The organism is Bradyrhizobium sp. 87, assembly GCF_023073015.1.
Lineage (GTDB): Bacteria > Pseudomonadota > Alphaproteobacteria > Rhizobiales > Xanthobacteraceae > Bradyrhizobium > Bradyrhizobium canariense_D.
The window spans coordinates 151266-174838 of the sequence record NZ_JADPIQ010000007.1 but is presented as its reverse complement, the minus strand read 5'-3'; the positions used below and the strand labels follow the sequence as shown (position 1 = coordinate 174838).

Annotated in this window: 23 protein-coding genes and 1 tRNA gene; 12 read left to right on the top strand and 12 right to left on the bottom strand. The window is 64.8% G+C overall.

The features are described 5' to 3' along the window. Positions 1 to 298 precede the first annotated feature (298 nt). Entirely contained in the window at positions 299 to 511 is a 213-nt protein-coding gene (locus tag IVB50_RS01960; protein WP_247294087.1) for a hypothetical protein, read from the top strand. Between the two features lie 12 nt (positions 512 to 523). Then, complete coding sequence (locus tag IVB50_RS01955) at positions 524 to 2182, top strand: recombinase family protein (protein WP_247294107.1); 1659 nt, start codon at positions 524 to 526, stop codon at positions 2180 to 2182. Here IVB50_RS01955 and IVB50_RS01950 read toward each other — a convergent pair. The 4 genes from IVB50_RS01950 to mnmA all read right to left on the bottom strand — a co-directional run bounded on the left by IVB50_RS01950 (position 2139) and on the right by mnmA (position 4823). Beyond that, positions 2139 to 2215: transfer RNA gene (locus IVB50_RS01950), tRNA-Met, on the bottom strand. The genes IVB50_RS01955 and IVB50_RS01950 overlap by 44 nt on opposite strands. Positions 2216 to 2523: 308 nt before the next feature. Beyond that, positions 2524 to 2880: a hypothetical protein gene (locus IVB50_RS01945; protein WP_063994841.1), complete on the bottom strand. Its 357-nt coding sequence runs from the start codon at positions 2878 to 2880 to the stop codon at positions 2524 to 2526. Between the two features lie 44 nt (positions 2881 to 2924). Next, the gene (locus IVB50_RS01940; protein WP_018453892.1) at positions 2925 to 3563 is read right to left on the bottom strand and encodes a class I SAM-dependent methyltransferase; all 639 of its coding nucleotides are present in this window, start codon (positions 3561 to 3563) and stop codon (positions 2925 to 2927) included. Between the two features lie 78 nt (positions 3564 to 3641). Further along, a complete protein-coding gene (gene mnmA, locus IVB50_RS01935) occupies positions 3642 to 4823 on the bottom strand; it encodes a tRNA 2-thiouridine(34) synthase MnmA (RefSeq protein ID WP_247294085.1) in 1182 nt (393 codons plus the stop codon). A gap of 347 nt (positions 4824 to 5170) precedes the next feature. Here mnmA and IVB50_RS01930 point away from each other — a divergent pair, with 347 nt between their 5' ends. The 10 genes from IVB50_RS01930 to IVB50_RS01885 all read left to right on the top strand — a co-directional run bounded on the left by IVB50_RS01930 (position 5171) and on the right by IVB50_RS01885 (position 16335). Then, positions 5171 to 6811: a flagellar hook-length control protein FliK gene (locus IVB50_RS01930; protein WP_247294083.1), complete on the top strand. Its 1641-nt coding sequence runs from the start codon at positions 5171 to 5173 to the stop codon at positions 6809 to 6811. Between the two features lie 13 nt (positions 6812 to 6824). Next, positions 6825 to 7532: a flagellar hook capping FlgD N-terminal domain-containing protein gene (locus tag IVB50_RS01925; RefSeq protein ID WP_018453889.1), complete on the top strand. Its 708-nt coding sequence runs from the start codon at positions 6825 to 6827 to the stop codon at positions 7530 to 7532. Positions 7533 to 7893: 361 nt separating this feature from the next. Next, positions 7894 to 8169, top strand: a complete 276-nt coding sequence (locus IVB50_RS01920) for a DUF1153 domain-containing protein (RefSeq protein WP_002714638.1) — start codon at positions 7894 to 7896, stop codon at positions 8167 to 8169. 192 nt (positions 8170 to 8361) lie between these two features. After that, positions 8362 to 9969, top strand: a complete 1608-nt coding sequence (gene fliF / locus IVB50_RS01915; protein ID WP_085349194.1) for a flagellar basal-body MS-ring/collar protein FliF — start codon at positions 8362 to 8364, stop codon at positions 9967 to 9969. Positions 9970 to 9986: 17 nt separating this feature from the next. After that, positions 9987 to 11078 (top strand): flagellar motor switch protein FliG, encoded by a 1092-nt coding sequence (fliG, locus tag IVB50_RS01910; RefSeq protein WP_018453886.1) that lies wholly within the window; start codon positions 9987 to 9989, stop codon positions 11076 to 11078. After that, a complete protein-coding gene (locus IVB50_RS01905) occupies positions 11078 to 11698 on the top strand; it encodes a FliH/SctL family protein (protein WP_018453885.1) in 621 nt (206 codons plus the stop codon). Before fliG ends, IVB50_RS01905 begins: the two co-directional genes overlap by 1 nt. Before the next feature lie 3 nt (positions 11699 to 11701). Next, the gene (gene fliN / locus IVB50_RS01900) at positions 11702 to 12052 is read left to right on the top strand and encodes a flagellar motor switch protein FliN (RefSeq protein WP_247294081.1); all 351 of its coding nucleotides are present in this window, start codon (positions 11702 to 11704) and stop codon (positions 12050 to 12052) included. Positions 12053 to 12096: 44 nt separating this feature from the next. Beyond that, positions 12097 to 13482, top strand: coding sequence for a sigma-54 dependent transcriptional regulator (locus IVB50_RS01895; RefSeq protein ID WP_026232617.1), 1386 nt, complete (start codon positions 12097 to 12099; stop codon positions 13480 to 13482). A gap of 289 nt (positions 13483 to 13771) precedes the next feature. Then, on the top strand, positions 13772 to 15022 hold the full coding sequence (locus tag IVB50_RS01890; protein WP_247294079.1) for a vanadium-dependent haloperoxidase: 1251 nt from the start codon (positions 13772 to 13774) through the stop codon (positions 15020 to 15022). A gap of 164 nt (positions 15023 to 15186) precedes the next feature. Continuing rightward, positions 15187 to 16335 carry a M20 family metallopeptidase gene (locus tag IVB50_RS01885; RefSeq protein WP_247294077.1) on the top strand — a complete coding sequence of 383 codons (1149 nt, stop codon included), beginning with the start codon at positions 15187 to 15189 and terminating at the stop codon, positions 16333 to 16335. A 30-nt stretch (positions 16336 to 16365) separates the two neighbouring features. On the opposite strand, the gene IVB50_RS01880 is transcribed toward IVB50_RS01885, so the two are convergent. The 8 genes from IVB50_RS01880 to IVB50_RS01845 form a co-directional block, all read right to left on the bottom strand. Beyond that, positions 16366 to 16524: a hypothetical protein gene (locus tag IVB50_RS01880; protein ID WP_018453881.1), complete on the bottom strand. Its 159-nt coding sequence runs from the start codon at positions 16522 to 16524 to the stop codon at positions 16366 to 16368. A 95-nt stretch (positions 16525 to 16619) separates the two neighbouring features. Then, complete coding sequence (locus tag IVB50_RS01875) at positions 16620 to 17201, bottom strand: flavin reductase family protein (protein ID WP_026232615.1); 582 nt, start codon at positions 17199 to 17201, stop codon at positions 16620 to 16622. Between the two features lie 31 nt (positions 17202 to 17232). After that, on the bottom strand, positions 17233 to 18069 hold the full coding sequence (locus tag IVB50_RS01870) for an ATP-binding cassette domain-containing protein (protein ID WP_018453879.1): 837 nt from the start codon (positions 18067 to 18069) through the stop codon (positions 17233 to 17235). Positions 18070 to 18089: 20 nt separating this feature from the next. Continuing rightward, on the bottom strand, positions 18090 to 18896 hold the full coding sequence (ssuC, locus tag IVB50_RS01865; RefSeq protein ID WP_018453878.1) for an aliphatic sulfonate ABC transporter permease SsuC: 807 nt from the start codon (positions 18894 to 18896) through the stop codon (positions 18090 to 18092). Beyond that, on the bottom strand, positions 18893 to 20059 hold the full coding sequence (gene ssuD, locus IVB50_RS01860; protein ID WP_245288374.1) for an FMNH2-dependent alkanesulfonate monooxygenase: 1167 nt from the start codon (positions 20057 to 20059) through the stop codon (positions 18893 to 18895). Before ssuD ends, ssuC begins: the two co-directional genes overlap by 4 nt. A gap of 8 nt (positions 20060 to 20067) precedes the next feature. Next, positions 20068 to 21021 carry a sulfonate ABC transporter substrate-binding protein gene (locus tag IVB50_RS01855; protein ID WP_018453876.1) on the bottom strand — a complete coding sequence of 318 codons (954 nt, stop codon included), beginning with the start codon at positions 21019 to 21021 and terminating at the stop codon, positions 20068 to 20070. 38 nt (positions 21022 to 21059) lie between these two features. Then, positions 21060 to 22022, bottom strand: a complete 963-nt coding sequence (locus IVB50_RS01850) for a sulfonate ABC transporter substrate-binding protein (RefSeq protein ID WP_247294074.1) — start codon at positions 22020 to 22022, stop codon at positions 21060 to 21062. A 360-nt stretch (positions 22023 to 22382) separates the two neighbouring features. Continuing rightward, a complete protein-coding gene (locus tag IVB50_RS01845; RefSeq protein ID WP_247294072.1) occupies positions 22383 to 23549 on the bottom strand; it encodes a cytochrome P450 in 1167 nt (388 codons plus the stop codon). Positions 23550 to 23573: the final 24 nt, after the last annotated feature.

The window sequence follows — 23573 nt, the reverse complement described above, 5'->3', positions numbered from 1 at the left end:
CGTCTCGGGAATTTTCCCTCAGCTTCGAGACGATCGATGTACCGGCGACCGAAGGGAACGCCGTGGTCGTGCAGTTCAGGAAATAACAACAGCTTGCGAACTGACATGGTCGTGCTCCTGTTTCTAGAGTAAGCACGCCAATTCATATGGACGTGCGCCCTGTTACCTCAGGACGCATCTTAGCTAGACCTAATTCGCGATTTGAGAAGTGAGTTATCCAACAGCACGTCGTCATAAGGCGACGTGCTGTTGGATAAGTCAGTTGTGCGAAGCAGTGCACTTTGCTTGATGCTTCCTGGTGGAGCGCAATCATCAGGATGATGAGTCGTTGACGCTGGATCGCCCGTTGCGGGCGCCGGCCGCGACTGCGTCTGACGGCAGCATGACTGCTATAATACCGCTGGATCGGCCCGACGAGGCTATTCTCCGCTATGTGCGGGAGCTTGCCAAACGGCTGGCACGAGAGGATCATCAGGCCGAGATCAAGGCCCGCCAAGCATCCAACCTGTGACGAGCGAAGACGATGATCCGCGCCGCCATTTACGCCCGCTTCTCCTCCGACCTGCAAAGCGACAAGTCGATCGACGATCAAGTTGCATCGTGCCGCGACCTTTGCAGTCGCGAGGGCATGGCGGTGATCTCGACGTTTGAGGATCGGGCCATCTCAGGCACCGGCGCGATCAACCGCCCCGGCTTCCAAGCCCTGATGCACGCCGCCGAGGCACGGCTATTCGACGTCATTGTCGCCGAGGATTTAGATCGCGTTTTTCGCGATCAGGCCGACTATCACGTTGCCCGTAAGCATCTCGATCACCTTGGCGTGTCACTGCACACCGTGTCCGGCAAGGTCGGCAAGCTCGATGGCGCGTTGCGTGCGCTGATGAGCGAGATGTTCATCGAAAATCTCGTGATCCACACGCGGCGCGGACTTGAGGGGGTGATCCGCGATGGCCGGCACGCAGGCGGCCGAGCCTATGGCTATCGCGCGGTGCGGGGCAAGCCGGGCGAGTTGGAGATCGTCGAGCAGGAAGCCGAGATCGTGCGCCAGATTTTCGCCGATTACATCTCGGGCAAGAGGCCGCGCATGATCGCGAACGATCTCAACAAGCGCGGTGTGCGGCCGCCGCGTGGGCGCCAATGGAACGCATCAACGATTAACGGCAACGTGTCGCGCGGCGGCGGGCTGATCCTGAACGATCTGTATGCCGGCCGGATCATCTGGAACAAGGTCCGCATGATCAAGGACCCCCTGACGCGCAAGCGTCTCTCGCGTCCTAACCCAAAGGATCAATACAAAATCGTCGAGGCGCCGCATCTGCGCATCATTGATGACGCGACATTCAGGCGCGCGCAAACTGTCAAGTCTGAGCGCCGCCGTGACGCCACACCGGCGACCGCGCAAAAGGCGCGCGCGCCGAAGCGGGTCTTTTCTGGTTTGATCAGGTGCAGTTCGTGCGGCGGCGGCATGGCGTCAATCGGCAGCGACGCGAAAGGTCTCCGCTTGCAGTGCTCAACCCATAGGGAGAGCGGATCGTGCGGAAATGGTCGGCGCGTTTATCTCGACGACATCGAGGCGCTCGCCATAAAGGGGCTCCGCCAGCACCTCATGCATCCCGAGGTGATCACCGAATTTGTCGACGCCTATAACGCCGAGCGCAAGCGGCTCAAGAAAGAGGCGAGCACAGAACGCTACCGACTGGAACGGCGGCTCGGCGAGATCGAGCGCGAGATGAAGCGTATCGTTGACTCCATCGTGATCACGGGCATGCCGCCAGAACAGTTCGTCGCCCGGATGCAGGAGCTTGAGGCCGAGAAGGCCAAGGTCATGGCCGGGCTCGAAAGCGCCAAGGAAAGCGACAATGTGATCGCCCTGCACCCCAAGGCGCTCGACCGCTACAAGCGCGCTGTTGTGGAACTAGCCGACGAGTTCAAGCGCGGCACGCCGACCGAGTTTGCAACCATCCGCGAGCTGGTGACGGCGATTATCGTGCATGCCAGCCCGAGCCGGCCGGGCGGCATCGGGACCAAAGCCAACGCTGAGGATGACCGGAGTGTGCGGATCGACATCAAGGGCCGCCTCGCCGCGTTGTGCGGCAATCCGGCCCTCTTTCCAAACATGGCTATGTCGGGGGGAACGTTGGTAGCGGGAGAGGGACTCGAACCCCCGACCCCAGGATTATGATTCCCGTGCTCTAACCAGCTGAGCTACCCCGCCACAGGGTCGCGAGGGCCGAAACAAGCCGACCTCGCGAACGCGCGGCATATAAGGAAGGGGGCGGCGGGCTGTCAATCCGAGTTTGGCAAAGCTTCCAGCTTCGCCAAGGCTTCCGCCTTCGCTAAAGCTTCGGCGGGACATGTCGGCGGGGGATTTGGGCCTTTTGGCGCTGAATCCGTCATGGCCGGGCTGGTCCCGGCCATCCCGGCCGGCCACAAGAACGTGGATGCCCGGGACGAGCCCGGGCATGACGACGAGATTGGGATGCGGAACAGGCTCCGCCTACGCCAAGGCTTCGGCGCGACGAGCTATTTCGGCCGCACCGTCGGGTCGCCGCCGGGGCTGCCGGGGGGCGGGATGACGGGCATGGCGCCGTTCGTGCTGGGCGCCGGGGCGTGCATCTCGGGATCGACGCCGGAGGGCGGGCAGAGCACGCCGTCCGATTTTGCCAATTTGTCGCCGAGCGGTTCCCGGGACTGGCCGGTGGTGGTGCCGTCGGCCGAGCGGTTCGGGCGGTCCTGCGGCGTGCAATTGGTCGCATGCTGCGGGGATGGCGGCGCGGTCGCTTGCGGCGGCGTTGCCGGGGCGGGCGGAGCCTGCGCGATCGCGCTGCCGGAGGCGGCGATCAGGAGGCTGGCCAGAATGATGTTTGATGTCGTGCGCATGGGAGGGAAACGCGCGGGTCAGCCCGCGTGTTCCGCACCCCCGATCACGATTTGAGGTAGCGGATCAGCGAAAAGTGGCCCATCGGCGGCATCGGGCGGCGCTCGGCCAGCGTAACGCCGCCGTGTTTTGCGGCCCAGTCGACCAGGCGCTGCCATGGAAATTCCGGGCGCCAGCCGAGGCGGCGGGCGAGCGGCGCAAACGCGAGCTCGGAGAGTTTGCGCAAACCTTTTTCGGCCCCGATGTGGTTGACCAGGATCAGCTCGCCGCCGGGCTTCAAGACGCGCATGAACTCGTCGAGCGTGCCTTCGGGATCGGGCACCGCGGTGATGACGTATTGTGCGACCACCGCGTCGAAGAAGTTTTCGGGGAAGGCGAGGTTCTTCGCGTCCATCACCGAGAGTACTTCGACATTGCTCAAGCGCATCGCGCGCACGCGCGATTGCGCCTTGCGCAGCATCGGCTCGGAGATGTCGACCCCGCAAATCTTCGTGGTGCGCGCATAGTCGGAGAGCGACAGCCCGGTGCCGACGCCGACGTCGAGGATGCGGCCGCCGATGCGATCGGCCTCGGCGATGGTCGACTGCCGGCCGGCGTCGAACACCTTGCCGAACACGAGATCATAGACCGGCGCCCAGCGGCCATAGGCCTTCTCGACCCCGGCCCGCGAGATGTCTGCTGCCATGCCCCCTGCCCTGCCTAGATTCTTATTTTGCGCATGATCTGTTCGGAAAACCGCTGCACACTTTTCCGGATCATGCGCTTAGCCGCGGACCGCTTCTGCGAGCGGCCTCGTCGTGCTGCTTGCGGCCTTCGCGGCGGCGCTTTGAATGAAGCCGCCGCCGAGCACGCGGGCCTGGCCGCCAGGTGCGTCGTAGAACACGCAGGCCTGTCCCGGCGAAACGCCCTCTTCGCCGGCGACGAGCTCGACCTCGTAATGGCCGTTCGCGCCGCGCAGCCACGCCGGCTGGGGCGCGCGGGTCGAGCGCACGCGCACGAACATTTCGAGGCCATTGCCGATGGCGCGGTCGATGTCGCCATCGCCGATCCAGTTGACGTCGCGCAACACGATGCGGTGCATCTTCAGCGCCTCGCGCGGGCCGACGACGACGCGGCGGTTGGCGGCCTCCAGCCGCACCACGAACAGCGGCGCGGCGGCTGCGATGCCGAGGCCGCGGCGCTGGCCGATGGTGAAATTGGCGATGCCGTTGTGCCGGCCGAGCACGCGGCCGTCGAGATCGACGATGTCGCCGGGGTCCATCGCGTTCGGCCGCAGGCGGGTGATGATGTCGGTGTAGCGCCCGGTCGGCACGAAGCAGATGTCCTGGCTGTCGTTCTTGTCGGCGACGGCAAGACCGAAGCGCCGCGCCAGCTCGCGCGTCTCGGGCTTGGTCATGTCGCCGAGCGGAAAGCGCAGATAATCGAGCTGCTCCTGCGTGGTCGCGAACAGGAAGTAGCTCTGGTCGCGATCGGCGTCGGCGGCACACACCAGCGCGCGCGAGCCGTCGGCGCGGCGGCGCGAGGCGACGTAATGACCGGTGGCGAGCGCGGTGGCGCCGAGTTCGCGCGCGGTCTTCAAGAGGTCGCGGAACTTGACCGAGCGGTTGCACTCGATGCACGGCACCGGCGTCTCGCCGAGCGCGTAGCTGTCGGCGAAATTGTCGATGACGGATTCGCGAAAGCGGTCCTCGTAGTCGAGCACGTAATGGGGAATGCCGAGCTTGGCCGCGACGTCGCGGGCGTCATGAATGTCCTGGCCGGCGCAGCAGGCGCCCTTGCGATGGGTCGCCGCGCCATGGTCGTAGAGCTGCAGCGTGATGCCGACAACGTCGTAGCCTTCCGCCTTCAAAAGCGCAGCCGTCGTTGATGAATCGACGCCGCCTGACATGGCAACGACGACCCTGGTATCCTCAGGACGGCCTTCGAGATCCAGACTGTTGAGCATGGGCCTTAAAGCGTTGTGGACGGCAGTGTTGGGCGATCCGCTGGGTGCTTCCGGCGGGACAAAGGCAATCCCCGGGAACCGAGAGTTCCCGAAGGGCGCGGCCTGCCCGGTCGAAAGCGGTTGAGAGCTGTCTCTTTAATATAGGCGGCCTTCCGGTGAAGCAATCACGGACCCCCCAAGGTTTACGGCAATTCTTGCCGGGGAGGCAGAAATGGCGGGGCTTCGGAGGCCCCGCAGCGGCGAGGTCAATTTATCAAGCCATTGATTTAACTGCGTAAAATGCTTTTCGCAGAGGTGGCCCGCTCCTTGCTACCTCTCATGGCGAAGATGTTTCCAAGGGGTTGCCTGTGGTCGGTCGTACGTCAGATGTCGTGGCAAGCGTGCAAGTCCCAAGCGCGCAGCAAAAGCTTGCCCGGTCGCAAGCGCCGAAAGACACGTCCAACGACTCCTTTGGCTCGCTGGTGGACAGCAACACCCAGGCGATCAGCGATAGCGCGGCGTCCTCCGTGCAGGACTCCCCGCGCCGACCCGATTCATCGTCCTCCGCCTCGGACAAGAGCCCGCGCGATCGCTCGGCGACCGACCAGTCCTCGCAGAGCAAGGCCAGCGACGACGCCGACAATTCCGCGCCCGCCAAAAACGACATCAAGAACGACGCCAAGAGCGACGCCAAGAACGACTCGACGGCTGATGCGGCCAAGGCTGATAGCAAGTCCAAGGACAAGCCGGAGGCGTCCGACGCCAAATCGGCCGACAAATCTGCGGACAAGTCCGACGAGACCAATGCGGACAAGGCCGGCGGCATCGATGGCCTCGCCGCCGTCGATACCGCCGCCGCCGCGCAAGTCGACGCGACGCAGGCCGCCGTACCCGATCCGAATGCACTCGTGGTCGCCGTGCCGGTCGATTCCAACGCGGCTGCAAACCAAGTCGCCGGCGCCGCCGCCTCGCCGCTGACGATTGCCGCCGCCGGCATCGCCGCCAGCGCATCCATCGCAGCGCAGATCGCCGGCACCAAGACCGATACCGCGACGCCGGGCGACAAGAGCGCCAAGACCGCAAGCGCCAAGGTCGATGCCGACACCTCGGCGGTGCTGGCCGATGCCGCGACCGGGACCACCGATTCGACCGCGGCCGATGCCAAGACCAATGGCGGCCTGATCGCCGCCGTCGACCAGGGCACGCCAAAAACCTCGTTCAAGGCCGCAGTCACTGCGCAAGGCGCCAGCGACGTCTCCAATATCGGCCAGGACACCGGCAAGGCCAACGCCGCGCAGACCTCGGCGACGGCAGCGTCCGCCAACGCGGCGCATCCGCACGCCGACAAGCCGCCGATCGACGCGAACGCGACCGACGCCAAGGCTGGGACTTCCGACCGCACCGCCGATGCGGCACCGGCGACGGCAGCACCGCATGCCCATGCGGGCACGCAGGCCGCTGTCTCCACCACCGACACCGGCGCGCAGGCGGCCTCGGCCGTGCAGGCGTCGCTGACCAATACGACTTCGGCCGCGACCGCATCGACCGCGACGCTCACGGCGACCGCAGCCACCAATACGGCCATTCCGATCACAGGCGTGCCGATCGAAATTGCCGCCGCCGCACGCGCGGGCAAGACCCGGTTCGACATCAGCCTCGATCCGCTCGACCTCGGCCGCATCGACGTCCGCATCAATGTCGACCGCAACGGACAGGTCACCTCGCATCTCACCGTCGAGAAGCCGGAGACGCTGCAGATGCTGCGGCAGGACGCGCCGCAATTGCAGCGCGCGCTCGACGATGCCGGCCTGAAGACCGGCAGCAACGGGCTGTCCTTCAGTCTGCGCGACCAGAATTCATCGGGCCAGAACTCCGGCCAGAACAACGACAATGGCGGCAATGCCCGCCGGCTGATCGTCAGCGACGAGGACGCAGTTCCCGCGGCCCCGGTCGGGCGCAGCTACGGCCGCATGCTCGGATCGAGCAGCGGCGTCGACATCAGAGTGTGAGGAGTATTCGATCATGACCACCACGAATGCCGCCACCGCCCCGTCCGTCGTCTCGGGCACGACCGACCTGCCGAAATCCTCGTCGAACCCAAGCCTGGGCTCGACCACCGGCGCGACGCTCGCCGGCAACTTCCAGACCTTCCTGACGCTGCTGACGACGCAGCTGCAGAACCAGAACCCGCTCGATCCGCTCGACACCAACCAGTTCACCCAGCAGCTGGTGCAGTTCGCCGGGGTCGAGCAGCAGCTCAAGACCAACGACTCGCTGTCCCAGCTCGTCACCCTGCAGCAGACCACGCAGGCGACCCAGGCGCTGGGCTTCGTCGGCAAGACCGCCCTGGTCGACGGCACCACCGGGACCATGACGAATTCGTCGGCGACCTGGCATCTCAACGTGCCGAGCGACGCCACGGTCGACATCACCATCGCCAATGCCAGCGGCCAGACCGTGTTCACCGGCAAATACACCGCCGGCGCCGGCACCGACGTTCCGTTCACCTGGAACGGCCAGGGCAATGACGGCACGCAATGGCCCGACGGCAAGTACACGATCTCGGCCACGGGCAAGGATGTCGCCAACAACAATGTCGGCATCGCTGCGCAGGTGCAGGGCACGGTGTCATCCGTCGACCTGACCCAGTCGCCGCCGCTGCTGACCATCGACGGCGCCAGCTACACGCTGAGCCAGGTCAAGAGCATCATCGCGACGGCCAGCAATTAAAGGCGGAATGCCCCTGGATAACGGTGTCGTCCTGGCGAAGCCAGACCCATTGCCACCGAAAGTCGCTTTGGTTCGTAACCCCGAGTCGTCGTAGCGACTCCTCCCTGGGGTAATGGGTCCTGGCTTTCGCCAGGACGACAATTGGGGTCTTGCAGCGCCGCGCGCAGGCCTCGTTCGTTAGTAAAGTATTTACGAACACCCCCTTCGGCCCGCCTGGACGCACCGTCCCGCCGGCCGAGTCGGCTGCGTTCCAGCCATTTTCAACGAGAATTGTATTGAAGCCTTAGGCTTAGCGGATTTTTAAGCCGGCGCGCGTAGGGTTCCTGAGTGAGTTCAGTGGTTGAGAGTTTGTGAGTACGCCATGACAGAACCCCATCGCCCGAGGGTAAAATACGTCATCGGGCCGGACGGTAGTCCGTTGACGATTGCGGATCTGCCTGCACCCGGCACCAAACGCTGGGTCATCCGCCGCAAGGCCGAGGTCGTCGCCGCAGTTCGTGGCGGTCTTCTCTCCCTCGAGGAGGCCTGCAGCCGTTACACGCTGACGGTTGACGAATTCCTCTCCTGGCAGTTTTCGATCGACCAGCATGGTCTGGCGGGACTTCGCACCACCCGTATCCAACAATATCGCCAGTAGGCAATCCGGAAATCTGCGGCTTTTGACGAAAATCGGCCTCGTCTTGCGAGGCCGATTTTTTTCATGCTTCGTTTTGGCGCGACTTTTGTCGCAGCTCTTAACCTTCGTTAACCATATCGAAACCATCACCTAGGCAATAATTGCCCAGTCGGCCTTTCCTGTGAAAGCAGCCGAATCTGTCGGGGCGGTTGCTTGCAAGGTCTTGCGGACTTTCTGAAGGGTATCGGAGCCGCCCGGTTCGGGGCGATGATCGCGGTCACCGCCGCGCTCGTCGGCTTTTTCGCGTTCGTCATCATGCGCGTCACCACGCCGCAGATGACGACGCTGTTCACCGACCTCAGCGTCGAGGACTCCTCGGGCATCATCAAGGACCTGGAGCGTCAGGGCATCCAGTTCGAGCTGCGCAACGAGGGCACCATCATCATGGTGCCCAAGGACAAGGTCACCCGGCTGCGGATGAAGCTCGCCGAGGGCGGCCTGCCCAAGGGCGGCGGCGTCGGCTACGAGGTGTTCGACAAGTCGGATGCGCTCGGCACCACCTCTTTCGTCCAGAACATCAACCATCTCCGCGCGCTGGAAGGCGAGCTCGCCCGCACCATCCGCGCCATCGACCGCATCCAGGCCGCCCGCGTCCATCTGGTGCTGCCCGAGCGCCCGCTGTTCTCGCGCGAGGCGCCGGAGCCGTCGGCCTCGATCGTGGTGCGGGTCCGCGGCGCGCTGGAAGCCCAGCAGATCCGCGCCATCCGCCACCTCGTCGCCTCGGCCGTGAACGGGCTGAAGCCGCAGCGGGTCTCGATCGTCGACGAGACCGGGCAGCTGCTCGCCGACGGCGCCCAGACCGATCCGGACCAGCAGATCGGCGACGAGCGCCGCACCGCCTTCGAGAAGCGGATGCGCAAGCAGGTCGAGGACATCGTCTCCTCCGTGGTGGGGACGGGACGCGCCCGGGTCCAGCTCTCCGCCGATTTCGACTTCAACAAGGTCACCCAGACCTCGGACAAGTACGATCCCGAAGGCCGCGTGCTGCGCTCGAGCCAGACCCGCGAAGAGCAGAGCATGACCGCCGACAACAACGGCCAGGTCACCGTCAACAACGAATTGCCGGGCAACCAGCAGAACGGCGGCGTTGCGGCCAAGGACCAGAGCAAGAAGAGCGAAGAGACCAACAATTACGAGATCTCCCGCACCACCAAGACCGAGGTGACCGAGGCCGGCCGGGTCAACCGCATCTCGGTCGCGGTGCTGGTCGACGGCATCTACTCCAAGAACGAGAAGGGCGATCTGGCCTACCAGGACCGCACCAAGGAGCAGCTCGACCGCATCGCCACGCTGGTGCGCTCGGCGATCGGCTTCGACCAGAAGCGCGGCGATCAGGTCGAGGTGGTCAATCTGCGCTTTGCCGATGCCCCCTCCACCCCCCCGATCGCCGAGCCGAGCGGCTTACTCGGCATGCTCCAGTTCACCAAGGACGACGTCATGTACTTCGTCGAGCTCGGCGTGATGATGCTGCTCGGCCTGGTCGTGCTGTTCCTGGTGGTCCGGCCGCTGGTCAAGCGCATCCTGGCATCCGACGAAGTCGCAGCCGCCATCTCCGGCGCCCTCACCGGTCCGGCGAGCGACGAGGCCGCTCCTGCCAGCCAGGCGCTCTTGCCGAGCGGCGCCGCGAGCGCGATCGACGTCGCCACGGTCCAGGGCCAGGTCCATGCCCAATCCGTCCATCGCGTCGGCGAACTCGCCGAGCGCAATCCCAACGAGACCGTCGCCATCATCCGCCAATGGCTGACCGAACCCACGAAATAATCGAGAAGTGATCTGATATGGCCGCCGCCCTGCAAAACGCCAATTCCAACGACATCACCAGCGTGATCTCCACGCTCGGTCAGCGTGCGGGCAGCCGCGGAGGCGCGAAGACCGAAGCGGTGGCGGGGCCGAAGCGCGCCGCGATCCTGATGCTGGCGCTCGGCGAGCAATATGGCGGCAAGATCTGGTCGCTGCTCGACGACGACGAGGTGCGCCAGCTCTCCCTGGAAATGTCGACGCTCGGCACTGTCGAGGTCGACACCGTGGAGGACATGCTGCTCGAATTCGTCTCGCGGATGTCGGCCTCCGGCGCGCTGATGGGCAATTTCGACGCCACCGAACGGCTGCTCCAGCAATACCTGGCCCCCGAGCGCGTCAACGGCATCATGGACGAAATCCGCGGCCCCGCCGGCCGCAACATGTGGGAGAAGCTCTCCAACGTGCAGGAAGAGGTGCTCGCCAACTATCTCAAGAACGAATATCCGCAGACCATCGCGGTGGTGCTGTCGAAGCTGAAGCCGGAACACGCCGCGCGCGTGCTCGGCATCTTCCCGGAGGACCTGGCGCTCGACGTCGTCAACCGCATGCTGAAGATGGAGGCGGTGCAGAAGGAGGTGATCGAGAGCGTGGAGAAGACGCTGCGCACCGAATTCATGTCCAATTTGTCACAGACCCGCCGACGCGACGCCCACGAGGTGATGGCGGAAATCTTCAACAATTTCGACCGCCAGACCGAAACGCGCTTCATCACCTCGCTGGAAGAGGACAACCGCGAATCGGCCGAGCGGATCAAGGCGCTGATGTTTACCTTCGACGACCTCGTGAAGCTGGATTCCGGCTCCGCCCAGACCCTGATGCGCAACGTCGACAAGGACAAGCTCGGCGTCGCGCTCAAGAGCGCCAACGAGGACGTCCGCAACTTCTTCTTCGGCAACATGTCCTCGCGTGCGGCAAAAATGCTCCAGGACGACATGGCGGCGATGGGCCCGGTCCGCCTGCGCGACGTCGACGAGGCTCAGGCGCTGCTGGTCAACCTCGCCAAGGATCTCGCCGCCAAGGGCGAGATCATGCTGACCAAGAACCGCGCCGACGACGAGCTGGTGTATTGATGGCCGCTCCGGCAAAATTCCTGTTCGACAACGACTTTGCAGCGCCCGACCGGACGCGCGAGAAGGCCGCCACCGCGGCCGAGATCGCCCAGAAGGTCGCGGAAGCCGAGGCGCGCGCCTATCAGGACGGCTTCGCCGCCGGCCAGCGCGAGGCCAAGGCCGAGAGCGACCGCCGTGTCGCGCTCGCCATGGAAGAGATCAACATCGCCATCCGCGGCATCGCTTCGGGCATCGGCAACATCGAATCCAAGATGGAAACCGAGGCGGTCGACGTCGCGGTCGCGGTGGCGCGCAAGCTGTGCGCCGATCTGGTCGCCGCCGAGCCGCTCGGCGAGATCGTCGCGCTGGTCAAGGACTGCTTCTCGCATCTGGTCGCGACGCCGCATCTCGTCGTCCGCATCAACGACGCGCTCTACGATTCCGCGCGCGAGAACATCGAGCGCCTGGCTAGGCAGAACGGCTTCGAAGGCCGGCTGGTGATTCTGGCCGAACCCGAGATTGCCACCGGCGACTGCCGGATCGAATGGGCCGATGGCGGCGTCGTGCTGGAGCGCGCCGCCATCACGGCCAAGATCGACGAAATGGTGGGACGCTATGTTGCGTCCCGCAGGGGGAGTTAAGCCATGAGCGACACTGACGGACAGGTCCCGCTGCCCGATCTCAACGGCCCGATGCCGCCTACCGGCACCGACGTCGGCTACAACGAGGACGAATACGCGACGCGCGCCGCCTCCGACCTCGAGGCCGTGTTCGACGTTCCGGTGCAGGTCTCGGCCGTGCTCGGCCGCTCCAAGATGGACGTCAGCGAGCTGTTGAAGCTCGGACCCGGGACCGTGCTCGAGCTCGACCGGCGCGTCGGCGAGGCCATCGACATCTATGTCAACAACAAGCTGGTCGCCCGCGGCGAAGTGGTCCTGGTCGAGGACAAGCTCGGCGTGACCATGACCGAAATCATCAAGACTGAACGCGCCTAAAGCGACGACGCGCGGCAGCGCGTCCAGACGGACAGGAGACTGATATGCGGCTTCTCATCGTTGGCACATTGAAGGGCCAGCTCACCACCGCCACCAAGATCGCGATGGCGAACGGCGCCACCGTGACCCACGCCGAGGATAACGAACAGGCAATGCGCGTGCTGCGCGGCGGCAAGGGTGCCGACCTGCTGCTGGTCGACGTCGCCCTCGACATCCGCGATCTCGTGATGCGGCTCGAGGCCGAGCACATCCACGCGCCGATCGTCGCCTGCGGCATCACCAACGACGCCCGCGCCGCGGTCGCCGCGATCCACGCCGGCGCCAAGGAATACATCCCGCTGCCGCCGGACCCGGAACTGATCGCGGCGGTGCTGGCTGCCGTCGCCAACGATTCCCGCGAGCTGGTCTATCGCGACGAGGCGATGGCCAAGGTGATCAAGCTCGCCCAGCAGATCGCAGGCTCGGACGCTTCGGTGATGATCACCGGCGAATCCGGGACAGGCAAGGAAGTGCTGGCTCGCTACGTCCACACCCGCTCGGCCCGCGCCAAGCGCCCGTTCATCTCGATCAACTGCGCCGCGATCCCCGAGCATCTGCTGGAGTCCGAGCTGTTCGGCCACGAGAAGGGTGCCTTCACCGGCGCGATCGCCCGCCGCATCGGCAAGTTCGAGGAGGCAACCGGCGGCACGCTGCTGCTCGACGAAATCTCGGAGATGGACGTCCGCCTGCAATCGAAACTGCTCCGCGCCATCCAGGAGCGCGTGATCGACCGTGTCGGCGGCACCAAGCCCGTCCCGGTGGACATCCGCATCATCGCGACCTCGAACCGCAACCTGGTGGACGCGGTGCGCGAGGGCACGTTCCGCGAGGACCTCTTGTTCCGGCTCAACGTCGTGAACCTGAAGATCCCGCCGCTGCGCGAGCGTCCCGCCGACATTCTCGAGCTCGCCCAGCACTTCGTGAAGAAATACGCCGAAGCCAATGGCGTGCCGATGCGCCCGATCTCGGCGGAAGCGCGCCGGGTGCTGTCCACCAACCGCTGGCAGGGCAACGTCCGCGAACTCGAAAACACCATGCACCGGTCAGTCCTGATGGCGCAGGGCGACGAGATCGGCGCCGATGCGATCCTCACGCCCGACGGCGACCGCCTCGACCTCGCCAAAACCGTGCCGGCCGTGGCCCATGCCACCATGGCCGCCGAGCAGGTGACGCGGGCCCTGGTTGGCCGCACCGTCGCCGACGTCGAGCGTGACCTGATCCTGGAGACGCTGAAGCACTGCCTCGGCAACCGGACCCATGCCGCCAATATCCTGGGCATCTCGATCCGTACGCTGCGCAACAAGCTCAACGAATATTCCGACGGCGGCATTCCGATCACGCCAGCGGGAACGCCGGGTGAATATCCACGCATGCCGATGGTGGGGGCGTAGGCGCTCTACGCTGACTGAGAGAAACGAATGCCCGGGCTGGTCCCGGGCATTTTTCTTTGAGAAGAACGCAAAGCAGTCACCACAATCCGTGGCTTCCGGCGAAAGTCAGGATCCATTACTCAGTGCGAACGGTAAGCCACGCCGACCCATTCGGAGCTACTCTTCCGCCGCGTGAAGCAGTTCACAATCAAACCACAACAAGATGGTTAAAGTCCTCGAGCCGCGCGACGTGATGTCGGGCAGAGCCGCATTGGTCTCGCGAAACGTCCTTTACATCGAAGGGCATCCCATGAAGAACTCGTCGTGGACCATCTTCCGCCTCTCATTGATTGTAACGCTGCTCGCAGCGTCGGCGCCGCTTGCGCGCGCCGACGTGATCATGGATTGGAATGCAAAGGCCGACGCGATCGCCACTGAAAAGCAAATCCTTCCAGCGCCCCACAGCCGTGCCTTGTCTATGATGCACGTCGCGATGTTCGAGGCGGTCAACGCGATCGATCGCCGGTACGCGCCTTACAAGCTTGCCCTATCCGCGGATCGTTCGACGTCGCGGGAAGCTGCGGCCGCAGTTGCGGCTCACGACGTGCTGCTGTCGCTCTATCCGGACCTCAAGCCGGAGCTGGATGCGGCGCTGACGAGTTCTCTGGTGCCGATCGCCGACGGCGAGTCCAAGATCGCGGGCATCGGCCTCGGCAAGGAGGCCGCGATGCAGATCATCGCGCTTCGTGAGAACGATGGCAGCGCCGCCCTTGAAACTTACCGGCCCCTGACAACGGCGGGTGCCTACGTTCCGACGACCGTCCCGCTGTTCTCGATCGCGGGCGCGACGACGCCCTGGGTCATGACGTCCGGATCTCAGTATCGCCGCGGCCCGCCGCCGGCGCTCGGTTCAGAGCTGTGGACCCGGGACGTCAACGAAATCCGCGAGGTCGGCAGCCGAACAAGTGTGATCCGGACGCCCGAGCAAACCACGGTCGGTCGATTTTGGTTCTTTGTCGGTGCCCGCACCTACAATCCGATCGTGAGGCAGGCGGCAACGGCCAAGGGCATGGATCTCGTCGACTGCGCCCGGCTGTACGCGCTGACCTCAATTGCCGGCAACGACGCCTTCGTCGCCGTTTTCGACGCGAAGTACCACTACAATTTCTGGCGGCCGATCACGGCCATACGCAACGCCGACCTGACATCGAACGCAGCGACGCCTCGCGACGCATCCTGGCTGCCGCTGGGGGACACGCCGATGCATCCGGAATATCCCTGTGCTCACTGCATTACGTCGGCAGCGATTTCGACCGTGCTCCAGACCATCGTTGGAGATTTCGGCGAGTTCTCGGTGACCAGCCCCACGGCACCAGGCGTCACCCGCAAATGGACGCGGCTCCAGGACTATAGCGACGAAGTCTCCAACGCCCGTATCTGGGCCGGCTTTCACTATCGGTTCTCGACCGAGATCGGCAAGGAGATGGGCCGGAAGATCGGCGCGCTGACCGTCGCCACGCAGCTTCGCGGCGTGGAAGCGATGGCGGAGCCGAGGCGTTAGCCGGTTGCCACACGCTCAACTTCGTTCTGGCGAAAGCCGGGACGACGTGGAAGGCACGGTGCGTCCAATTCCGTGGACCGGCGACATGGCCGCACCGCGTTCTCCGACTAGGTCACACCGGCGCTAGGCCCTATAACCCGCGTGAGAACCACGCGAGGGTCAACATGTCTCAAGCTCAAATCACGGACTGGCTGGCGACGCAGCGGCAGGCGATGATCGACCTGCTGCGCGATGTCGTGAACATCGATTCCGGGTCGTATGACAAGGAAGGCGTCGATGCGGTCGGGGCGCGGTTCGAGCGGCATTTCGCCGAGCATGGCATTCCGTTCCGGCGCGAAAGCCATGCCACATTCGGCGATGCCATCCATGCCGAAGTCGCAAAGCCCGGCAGCAACGAGAAGCCGGTGCTGTTGATGGGACATCGCGACACCGTGTTCGGCAAGGGCGAGGCCGCGCGGCGTCCGTTCACGATTCAAGACAAGCGCGCCTATGGTCCTGGTGTTGCCGACATGAAGTCCGGCGTCGTCATGAACATATTCGTCGCAACCGCGTTCCACAAATTCGGCGGCAACCCGCACCCGATCAAGCTGCTGATCACCTCGGACGAGGAGATCGGCTCGCCCTCCTCGCGGCCGGTGATCGAGCGCGAAGGGCGCGCCGCGCGCGCCGTGTTCAATTCCGAGCCGGGCCGCCCGACCGGCAATATCGTCACGGGGCGCAAGGGCGGCATCTTCATGCATGTCGCGATCACCGGCAAAGCCGCGCATTCCGGCGCCAATTTCGCCGCCGGCGTCAGCGCGATCGGCGAGCTCGCGCACAAGATCGTCCATATCCACGCGCTGACTGATCTCGACAAGGGCATCACGCTCAATGTCGGCCTCCTCTCGGGCGGGCAGTCCGTCAACACGACGGCGCCTTACGCCGAAGGACAGATCGACCTGCGCTACGTCGATCCGGCGGACCGCGCGAGGGTGATGGCCGCGATCGAGACCATCATCGCGACGTCCTACGTTCCTGGCACCAGCGCGACGCTGACGGTCAAAGGCGAGTTCGTGCCGGTGGTACAGAGCGCCGATTCAAGGGCGCTGTTCGAGAACTATCAGGCCGCCGCAAGGCAGGCCGGCCTCACCACGCTCCAGGGCGAGTTCTCCGGCGGCTGCGCCGATTCCGGCTTCACCGCCGCGGTCGGGACACCGACCATCTGCGGGCTCGGCCCGGTCGGCGGGCTCGCGCACTCGCCGGAGGAATATCTCGAGCTCGACAGCATCGTGCCGCGCGCACAGGCGCTGGCGCTGGCGATCTTGCGGGGGTAAAAACAGGTGCCGCGCCCGCCCGCGAAAACCTCACGAATAGCTCGGCGCATCCGGCCTGCGGAAGATCTGGATGGGGTCGCCCGGCACGATCGGATGGCCGCTGAACATCGCATAGGCATAGAGCGCGAGATAGGCGATCGCGAGCGCGCCGACCGCATAGAAGGCCCAGGTCGCGACGCGTTTCATCATTGCGCTCCATTGCTGTCCCGGCGGGAGGCTCAGGCAGCGCTTCTAGAGCGATGAGGAGGAAAACGCCAGCCTGCACGGCCTGTCGCCGGCGGCGATCAAATGCCGCGCCGTACCTGGGTGGGAACGCTGACGTCCGCAAGCCGGAGTGCGTCTTCGTCCTGATCCACCGCCACGTACTGGCCGTGCCAATAGGCCAGCGCAGCGTTGCGGGTCGAATTCCTGACGTCTCTGACACGCCCGATGATGATCCCGTGCGAATGGCGCTCGAAGATCTCTTCGACCTCGCAATCGACGGCGGACAATGCGCCAACCAGCAGCGGAACACCCGAGACCGCCGTCACCCATCTGGCGCCCGCGAAACGATCGGCACCCTTGAGCCCGCCCTTGCCGGCAAAGCGCTCGGCGATGTCGAGCTGATCGGCCGCGAGGATGTTCACGCCGAAGGCGCCGTGGCGCCGGATCAGCGGGAAGGAGGAGGCGTCGCGGTTGATGCTGACGATCAGCGTCGGCGGATCGACCGAGAACGAGCTGACCGAGGTGACGGTCATGCCGGTGATGTCCTTGCCCCGTCCGGCGGTGATGACGCTGACGCCGCCGGTAAGGTGGCGCATGGCGCCGCGGAAATCGGCGGAGGAGACGGCATTTTCGGTCATGAGATCGCGGGGCACTACATTCATGGCTTCGTCCCCAAGCGGGGTCCCTGTCTATCTAGGTACGATCGTCCGCCGACAAAAGGTGGCTCAGGATCGAGCCTTCGAGACCCGCGAGCTCGGCCGAACCGCGTTGGCGGGGCCGGGCCGTGTTAACCACGACGTCATGGGCGATCCGCCCTTCCTCGATCACCAGCACCCGGTCGGCCAGCGCGACCGCCTCGGCGACATCGTGGGTCACCAGGATCGCGGTAAAGCCCTGGTCGCGCCAGACGCGCTCCAGCAACCGTTGCATCGAGATGCGGGTCAACGCGTCCAGCGCGCCAAGCGGCTCGTCGAAGGCGAGCACGCGGGGGCGCGAGACCAGCGCGCGGGCAAGCGCCACGCGCTGCTTCTGGCCGCCCGACAGCACCGAGGGCCACTGGTCGCGCTTGTCGGTCAGTCCGACTTCGGTCAACGCCTTATCGGCGCGTGTATGCGCATCACTGGATGGACGATCGCGGCCAAGGCCGACCTCGACATTGGAGAGAACGCGGGCCCAGGGCAACAGCCGAGGCTCCTGGAACATCACGCGGATATCCTCGGGCTTCACCGCGTCGCCCAGCGAGATGCTGCCGGCTTCGAACTTCTCCAGGCCGGCGATGAGGCGCAGCAGCGTGCTCTTGCCGCAGCCGCTCTTGCCCACGATGGCGACGAACTGGCCGGCGGGGATCTGCAGGTCGATGCCACGCAGCACCTCGTTGTCGCCGTAGGATTTGCGCAGGCCGCAGATGCTGAGCGGCAGGCCAGAGGTCTGCACCGGGCGCTCCTCGCGCACGACGCGGGCGTGAGGCGCGAAATTGGCCCGGCTGGCGAGTTCGGTGTCCGGAAGGGAGGTACGAAGGGCTGTCTGCATGTGATTCCCAGTATGTCTGCTCAGCGTTTCCAATAAGCGGGGTGCCAGGAGAGCGTCAGGCGCTCCAGCACGCGGGAGGCGCTGTCGGCGAGCTTGCCGAGCAGCGCGTAGATCAGGATCGAGAGCACCACGACGTCGATCAGCATGAACTCGCGCGCCTGCATCGCCATGTAGCCGAGCCCCGAGGACGCCGCGATGGTCTCCGCGACGATCAGGGTCAACCACATGATGCCGAGGGCGAAGCGGATGCCGACGAAGATCGAGGGCAGCGCGCCCGGGAAGATCACGCGGCGGAACAGCTCGCCGTCGCTCATGCCGTAGATCCGCCCCATCTCGATCAGCTGCGGGTCGACGGTGCGGATGCCGTGCAGCGTGTTGAGGTAGATCGGGAAGAACACGCCGAGCGCGACCAAAAACAGCTTCGCGCTCTCGTCGATGCCGAACCACAGGATGACCAGCGGGATCAGCGCCAGATGCGGCACGTTGCGCACCATCTGCAGCGTGGTGTCGGTGAGCTTTGACGACAGCTGCGACAGGCCATTGGCGAGGCCGAAGGCAAAGCCGATGCTGCCGCCGATCAGGAAGCCGATCGAGGCGCGCCAGAACGAGACCCAGATGTTGCGAACGAGCTCGCCGGAGAGCAGCAGCTTCCAGCCCGCAAGCAACACGTCGCTCGGCGCCGGCAGCACCCGCGTCGGCACGAAGCCGGTGACGCTGGCGACCTGCCAGATCGCAATGATGGCGAGCGGCACGATCCACTGGATCAGGCCGTCGACGCGCGGCAGGCGCAAACTGCGGGGAAGTGAAACGCTGTCGATCAGACTCATGACTGCGACACCTTCTGTTGCGGACGGAAGTCGCTGCCGACCGTTTCACCAAAAGGACCACCGTTGAAGTGCAGCCTGGTCACGTTGCTGGGCTGCTCCAGCGAGAGCAGCGGAAACACCAGCTCGGCGAAACGATAGGCTTCTTCCAGATGCGGGTAGCCCGACATGATGAAGGTATCGATGCCGATGTCCTGATACTCCCGAATGCGGGCCGCGACCGTCTGGGCGTCGCCGACCAGCGCCGTGCCAGCGCCGCCGCGCACGAGGCCGACACCGGCCCACAGGTTCGGCGCGATCTCGAGCTTGTCGCGCTTGCCGCCGTGAAGCTGCGCCATGCGCTGCTGGCCAACCGAATCCATCCGCGCAAAGTTCTTCTGCGCGGTCGCAATGGTTTCGTCGCTGACGTGCTTGATCAGCTCATTCGCCGCACGCCAGGCCGCGTCATTGGTCTCGCGGACAATCACGTGGAGCCGGATGCCGAAGGATAGTTTTCGACCGCGAGTTGCTGCGACCTCCCTCACCCTCGCGATCTTCTCGGCGACTAAGGCCGGCGGCTCGCCCCAGGTGAGATATTTGTCGACGGTGTCGACGGCGACGTCGATACCGGCATCCGACGAACCGCCGAAATAGAGCGGCGGACGCGGCGACTGAACCGGCGGAAACAGCAGCTTGCCGCCTTCGACATGGATGTGCTTGCCCTCGACATTGACGGTCTTGCCGGCGAGCAGCTCGCCATAGACGTTGAGGAACTCGCGGGTGACCTCGTAGCGCTCGTCATGGGCGAGGAAGATGCCGTCGCCCTTGTTCTCGACGGGATCGCCGCCGGTGACGACGTTGACCAGGAGCCGGCCGTTGGTGATGCGGTCCAGCGTCGCGGTCATGCGCGCGGCCACGCTCGGCGATTGCAGGCCGGGCTTGACCGCCACGAGATAGCGCAGCCGCTCGGTGAACGGCGCGACCGAGGAGGCGACGATCCAGGAATCCTCGCAAGACCGCCCGGTCGGCAGCAGCACGCCGAAATAGCCGAGCTGGTCGGCGGCCTGCGCGATCTGGCGCAGATAGTTGAAATTGACCTCGCGGCCGCCGATGCCGGTGCCGAGATAGCGGCCGTCGCCATGGGTCGGCAGGAACCAGAGGATGTTGGCGTTCGCTTGCTTGCTCATTTGTTTGCTCATGATCCTGGCTTCCGGGCCACGTCGGAAATCTTGATGGATTTGGGAATCAGGTTGAGCGCGAAGAACGCGTCCGCAACCTGCTGCTGATTGGCGATGACGGCATCGGTCAGCGGCTTGATGCCGTAGGATTGCCGCTTCAGCGCGACCTCGACCACCGGGACTGACAGGCCGATGGACGGCGCCAGCTGCTCGGCAACTGCGTGGATGTCGCCCTTGGCCCAGTCATCGACCGCGCTCAGCTCGGCCAGCACGGCGTCGACGATCCTCGGATTGGTTTCGAGGAATTTCTTCGAGGAGAAATAGAACTGGTAGTTGGCGACGATGCCGGTGCCGTCGGCGAGCGTGCGGGCGCCGGTCGCGGCTTCCGCGGCGGCCTGGAACGGATCCCAGATCACCCACGCATCGACCGCGCCGCGCTCGAAAGCGGCGCGCGCATCGGCTGGTGCGAGAAACACCGGCTCGATCTCGGAATATTTGACGCCGGCTTTCTCCAGCGCCTTGACCAGGAGGTAGTGGACATTGGAGCCCTTGTTGAGCGCGACCTTCTTGCCTTTGAGGTCGGCGACCGATTTCAGCGGGCTGTCTTTTGGCACCAGGATCGCCTCGCCCTTCGGCGCCGGCGGCTCGTAGGCGACATACTGGATCGGCGCGCCGGCGGCTTGCGCGAAGATCGGCGGGGCTTCGCCGGTGTTGCCGAAATCGATCGCGCCGATATTGAGCGCCTCGAGAAGCGGCGGGCCGGAGGGGAATTCGGTCCACACCACCTTGTAGCCGTCGGCAGCTAACTTCGGCTCCAGCGTGCCCTTGCTCTTGAGCAGCACCAGCTTGCCGTATTTCTGGTAGCCGATGCGGACGACCTTGTCCTGTCCGTAGGAGGTGCCGACCGCGGCGGCGACGATGCCGATCGACAGCACGATGGCTGCGATCAGACGCTGGATGATACGCCTCATGTTCAAACCCTTTTGAATGGGAAGGCTGGTTGGCACGATCAGGCTGCCGGGTTGCGCCAGACGATGTCGCGGATCACGATCGGCTTCGGGATCAGGCCGAGCTTGTGGAAGCGGTCGGCGACGCCCTGCTGGGTCGTGACGATGTCGTCGGTGACCGGGCCGACCACGAAATTCGCGCGATTGGCGGCGACGGTCTGGATGTCCAGTGGAACGCCGGTGACCGCGGCGAGCGATTTGGCGACCTCGTCGCGGTGCTGTTCGGCCCATTGACCAGCCGCGGTCGTCACATCGATGATCTGCTGCAGGATGGCGCCGTGATTCCTGGCGAATTCGCGGTTGGCGATGAAGAAGGAATTGGTCTTGGTGACTTCGCGCGCATTGATCAGGATGCGGCCGCCCTGCTTGGTCTCGCCGATCGCGAAATACGGATCCCAGATCGCCCAGGCCTCGATGCTGCCATTGGCAAAGGCAGGCCCGGCATCCGGCGGCGTCAGATAGACCGGCGTGATATCGGCATAGGTCAGGCCGGCTTTCTCGAGCGTCTGCACCACGATGTTGTGGGCGCTGGAGCCCTTGGTGAAGCCGACGCGCTTGCCTTTCAAGTCGGCGATGCCGCGGATCGGCGAATCCTTCGGCACCAGGATGCCCTGCCCGCTGGTGATGGGCTGGCCGGCGGCATAGACGATCGCCGCGCCCGCGGCCTGGGCGAACACCGGCGGGGAGTCGCCGACCGCGCCGAAATCGATGCTACCGACATTCATTGCCTCCATCATCGGAGGCCCCGACGAGAACTCGACCCATTTCACGTCGATGCCCAGGGGCGCGAAATGCTTTTCCAGGGCGGCCTGCTGACGCGTGATAACCAGCACGCCGGTCTTCTGGTAGCCGACACGAATGTCCTTCACCGCGCCTTGTGACGTTGCTTGCGCGTTGGCGTGCGAAACGAATGCGGCGGCTGCCGCAGTTCCAACGGATAGTTTGAGAAAATCCCGACGTTGCATCCGACACTCCCGGCCGCGTGCGGCCGTCCTTCATTCGTGCTCGGGAATGATGGGGCGGCTTATCGGAGGTGTCGAGACGCGCGGAAAAATAGCGATGCATGCACTGCGCACGTGGCGGAGCGCATGATTAATCTTTCGATCCACGGAGCGAACGCAGGGGATATTTTTCCGCACGCGAATGTGAAAAACGCACGCAACCGAGCCGAGAAATTAAAAATCGCGAAAACAACCCCATGCACAGTAGCCGGGGCGCGCGAAAACAATGACTTACGCTTATCCGAAATTGACCTTGACTCGTCGGGCAAAACAGGAGCAGGATGGCATCGTGGCGGCGTTGCGGATGGACCGGTCCCTGCCGGCCTAATGCAGCCATCTCACCGGTAGATTCTGCAGCCCGCGAAAGGCCCATCCGCCGATCCGTACCGGCTCGTCGTCGGCGATCTCGAGCCGGCCGGCACGGGCGAACAAGGTCGGCAGTGCGACGTCGGCAATCATGGCGCGCGAGGCCCAGGCGCCGGCGCAGAAATGCGGACCGGCGCCGAACGCGACGCTCTTGGCCGTATCACGCCGCACGTCGAACTGGTCGGCGCGCTCAAAATGCTTCTCGTCGCGGTTGGCGGAGCCGAACATGAGGAATACGCGTTCATCGGTTTCGAACGCGACGTCGCGGATCGTCCACGGCTTTGCGATGCGCCGCGGCGACATGCCGATCGGCGAGATCCAGCGGGCATATTCCTCGAAGGCCTGGAGCCACGTCACCTCGCCCTTGCGCACGAGATCGAGCTGGTCGGGATGGGTCAGCAGCGCCCACACCGTGCCGGCGATCGCCTTGCGCGGCTCGTTCTGGCCGCCGGAGATCGCGAGCTTGACGTTGGCGCGCACGCTCTCCATCGCCATGCCGGACGCGAGGAGCACGCCGAGGATACTCTGGTCGGGATGCTTGCGCATCACCGGCAGGATGTCGTCGATCGCGGCATCGATGCCCGACGTCGCTGCATGGCAACGCGCCTCGACGGCCGCGTCGCCGCTGTAATTGGCGATGCCCTCGATCATGCCCTGTGACCAGGCGTCCATGTCCGCAAAGCCGATATTGGTGAGGCCGGTGATCGACTTCAGGCATTCGCCGGAGAACGGCAACGCGAAGTCGCGCATGAAATCGATCCGCCCGGGCTCGATCGCTTCGATGATGCGGTCGGCATGGGCCTGGAACAGCGCGGCCCAGTGCGCCTTCACCGTCTTCGGCGACACCGTTGGAAACATCGCGCGGCGCTCGACCTGATGCGCCTCGCCGTCCTTGCGCATCATGTTGTGGCCCATCAGCCGGTTCATCAGGCCCGCGGGCTGGTGCGAGGAGAACACGTCGATCTGCTTCTCGGAGATCGAGATATCGTCGCGGCTCGTCAGCAGTGTCGAGCCGAGCTGCGGCACGAAGGCGATCGGCGCCTCCTTGCGCATCGTTGCCAGCATCGGATATGGATCGGCCCAGAATGCGGCCGGGTCGATGTCGATGCGCGGCGCGGTGCTCAAGCTTCGCTCCATTGCTGTTCGCCA

Bases quoted from the DNA above. Each gene is read 5' to 3' on its own strand.
- IVB50_RS01955 (WP_247294107.1), top strand. From the start codon at position 524: ATGATCCGCGCCGCCATTTACGCCCGCTTCTCCTCCGACCTGCAAAGC.
- IVB50_RS01945 (WP_063994841.1), bottom strand. From the start codon at position 2,880: ATGCGCACGACATCAAACATCATTCTGGCCAGCCTCCTGATCGCCGCC.
- IVB50_RS01940 (WP_018453892.1), bottom strand. From the start codon at position 3,563: ATGGCAGCAGACATCTCGCGGGCCGGGGTCGAGAAGGCCTATGGCCGC.
- mnmA (WP_247294085.1), bottom strand. From the start codon at position 4,823: ATGCTCAACAGTCTGGATCTCGAAGGCCGTCCTGAGGATACCAGGGTC.
- IVB50_RS01925 (WP_018453889.1), top strand. From the start codon at position 6,825: ATGACCACCACGAATGCCGCCACCGCCCCGTCCGTCGTCTCGGGCACG.
- IVB50_RS01920 (WP_002714638.1), top strand. From the start codon at position 7,894: ATGACAGAACCCCATCGCCCGAGGGTAAAATACGTCATCGGGCCGGAC.
- fliG (WP_018453886.1), top strand. From the start codon at position 9,987: ATGGCCGCCGCCCTGCAAAACGCCAATTCCAACGACATCACCAGCGTG.
- IVB50_RS01905 (WP_018453885.1), top strand. From the start codon at position 11,078: ATGGCCGCTCCGGCAAAATTCCTGTTCGACAACGACTTTGCAGCGCCC.
- fliN (WP_247294081.1), top strand. From the start codon at position 11,702: ATGAGCGACACTGACGGACAGGTCCCGCTGCCCGATCTCAACGGCCCG.
- IVB50_RS01895 (WP_026232617.1), top strand. From the start codon at position 12,097: ATGCGGCTTCTCATCGTTGGCACATTGAAGGGCCAGCTCACCACCGCC.
- IVB50_RS01890 (WP_247294079.1), top strand. From the start codon at position 13,772: ATGAAGAACTCGTCGTGGACCATCTTCCGCCTCTCATTGATTGTAACG.
- IVB50_RS01885 (WP_247294077.1), top strand. From the start codon at position 15,187: ATGTCTCAAGCTCAAATCACGGACTGGCTGGCGACGCAGCGGCAGGCG.
- IVB50_RS01880 (WP_018453881.1), bottom strand. From the start codon at position 16,524: ATGATGAAACGCGTCGCGACCTGGGCCTTCTATGCGGTCGGCGCGCTC.
- IVB50_RS01875 (WP_026232615.1), bottom strand. From the start codon at position 17,201: ATGAATGTAGTGCCCCGCGATCTCATGACCGAAAATGCCGTCTCCTCC.
- IVB50_RS01870 (WP_018453879.1), bottom strand. From the start codon at position 18,069: ATGCAGACAGCCCTTCGTACCTCCCTTCCGGACACCGAACTCGCCAGC.
- ssuC (WP_018453878.1), bottom strand. From the start codon at position 18,896: ATGAGTCTGATCGACAGCGTTTCACTTCCCCGCAGTTTGCGCCTGCCG.
- ssuD (WP_245288374.1), bottom strand. From the start codon at position 20,059: ATGAGCAAGCAAGCGAACGCCAACATCCTCTGGTTCCTGCCGACCCAT.
- IVB50_RS01855 (WP_018453876.1), bottom strand. From the start codon at position 21,021: ATGAGGCGTATCATCCAGCGTCTGATCGCAGCCATCGTGCTGTCGATC.
- IVB50_RS01850 (WP_247294074.1), bottom strand. From the start codon at position 22,022: ATGCAACGTCGGGATTTTCTCAAACTATCCGTTGGAACTGCGGCAGCC.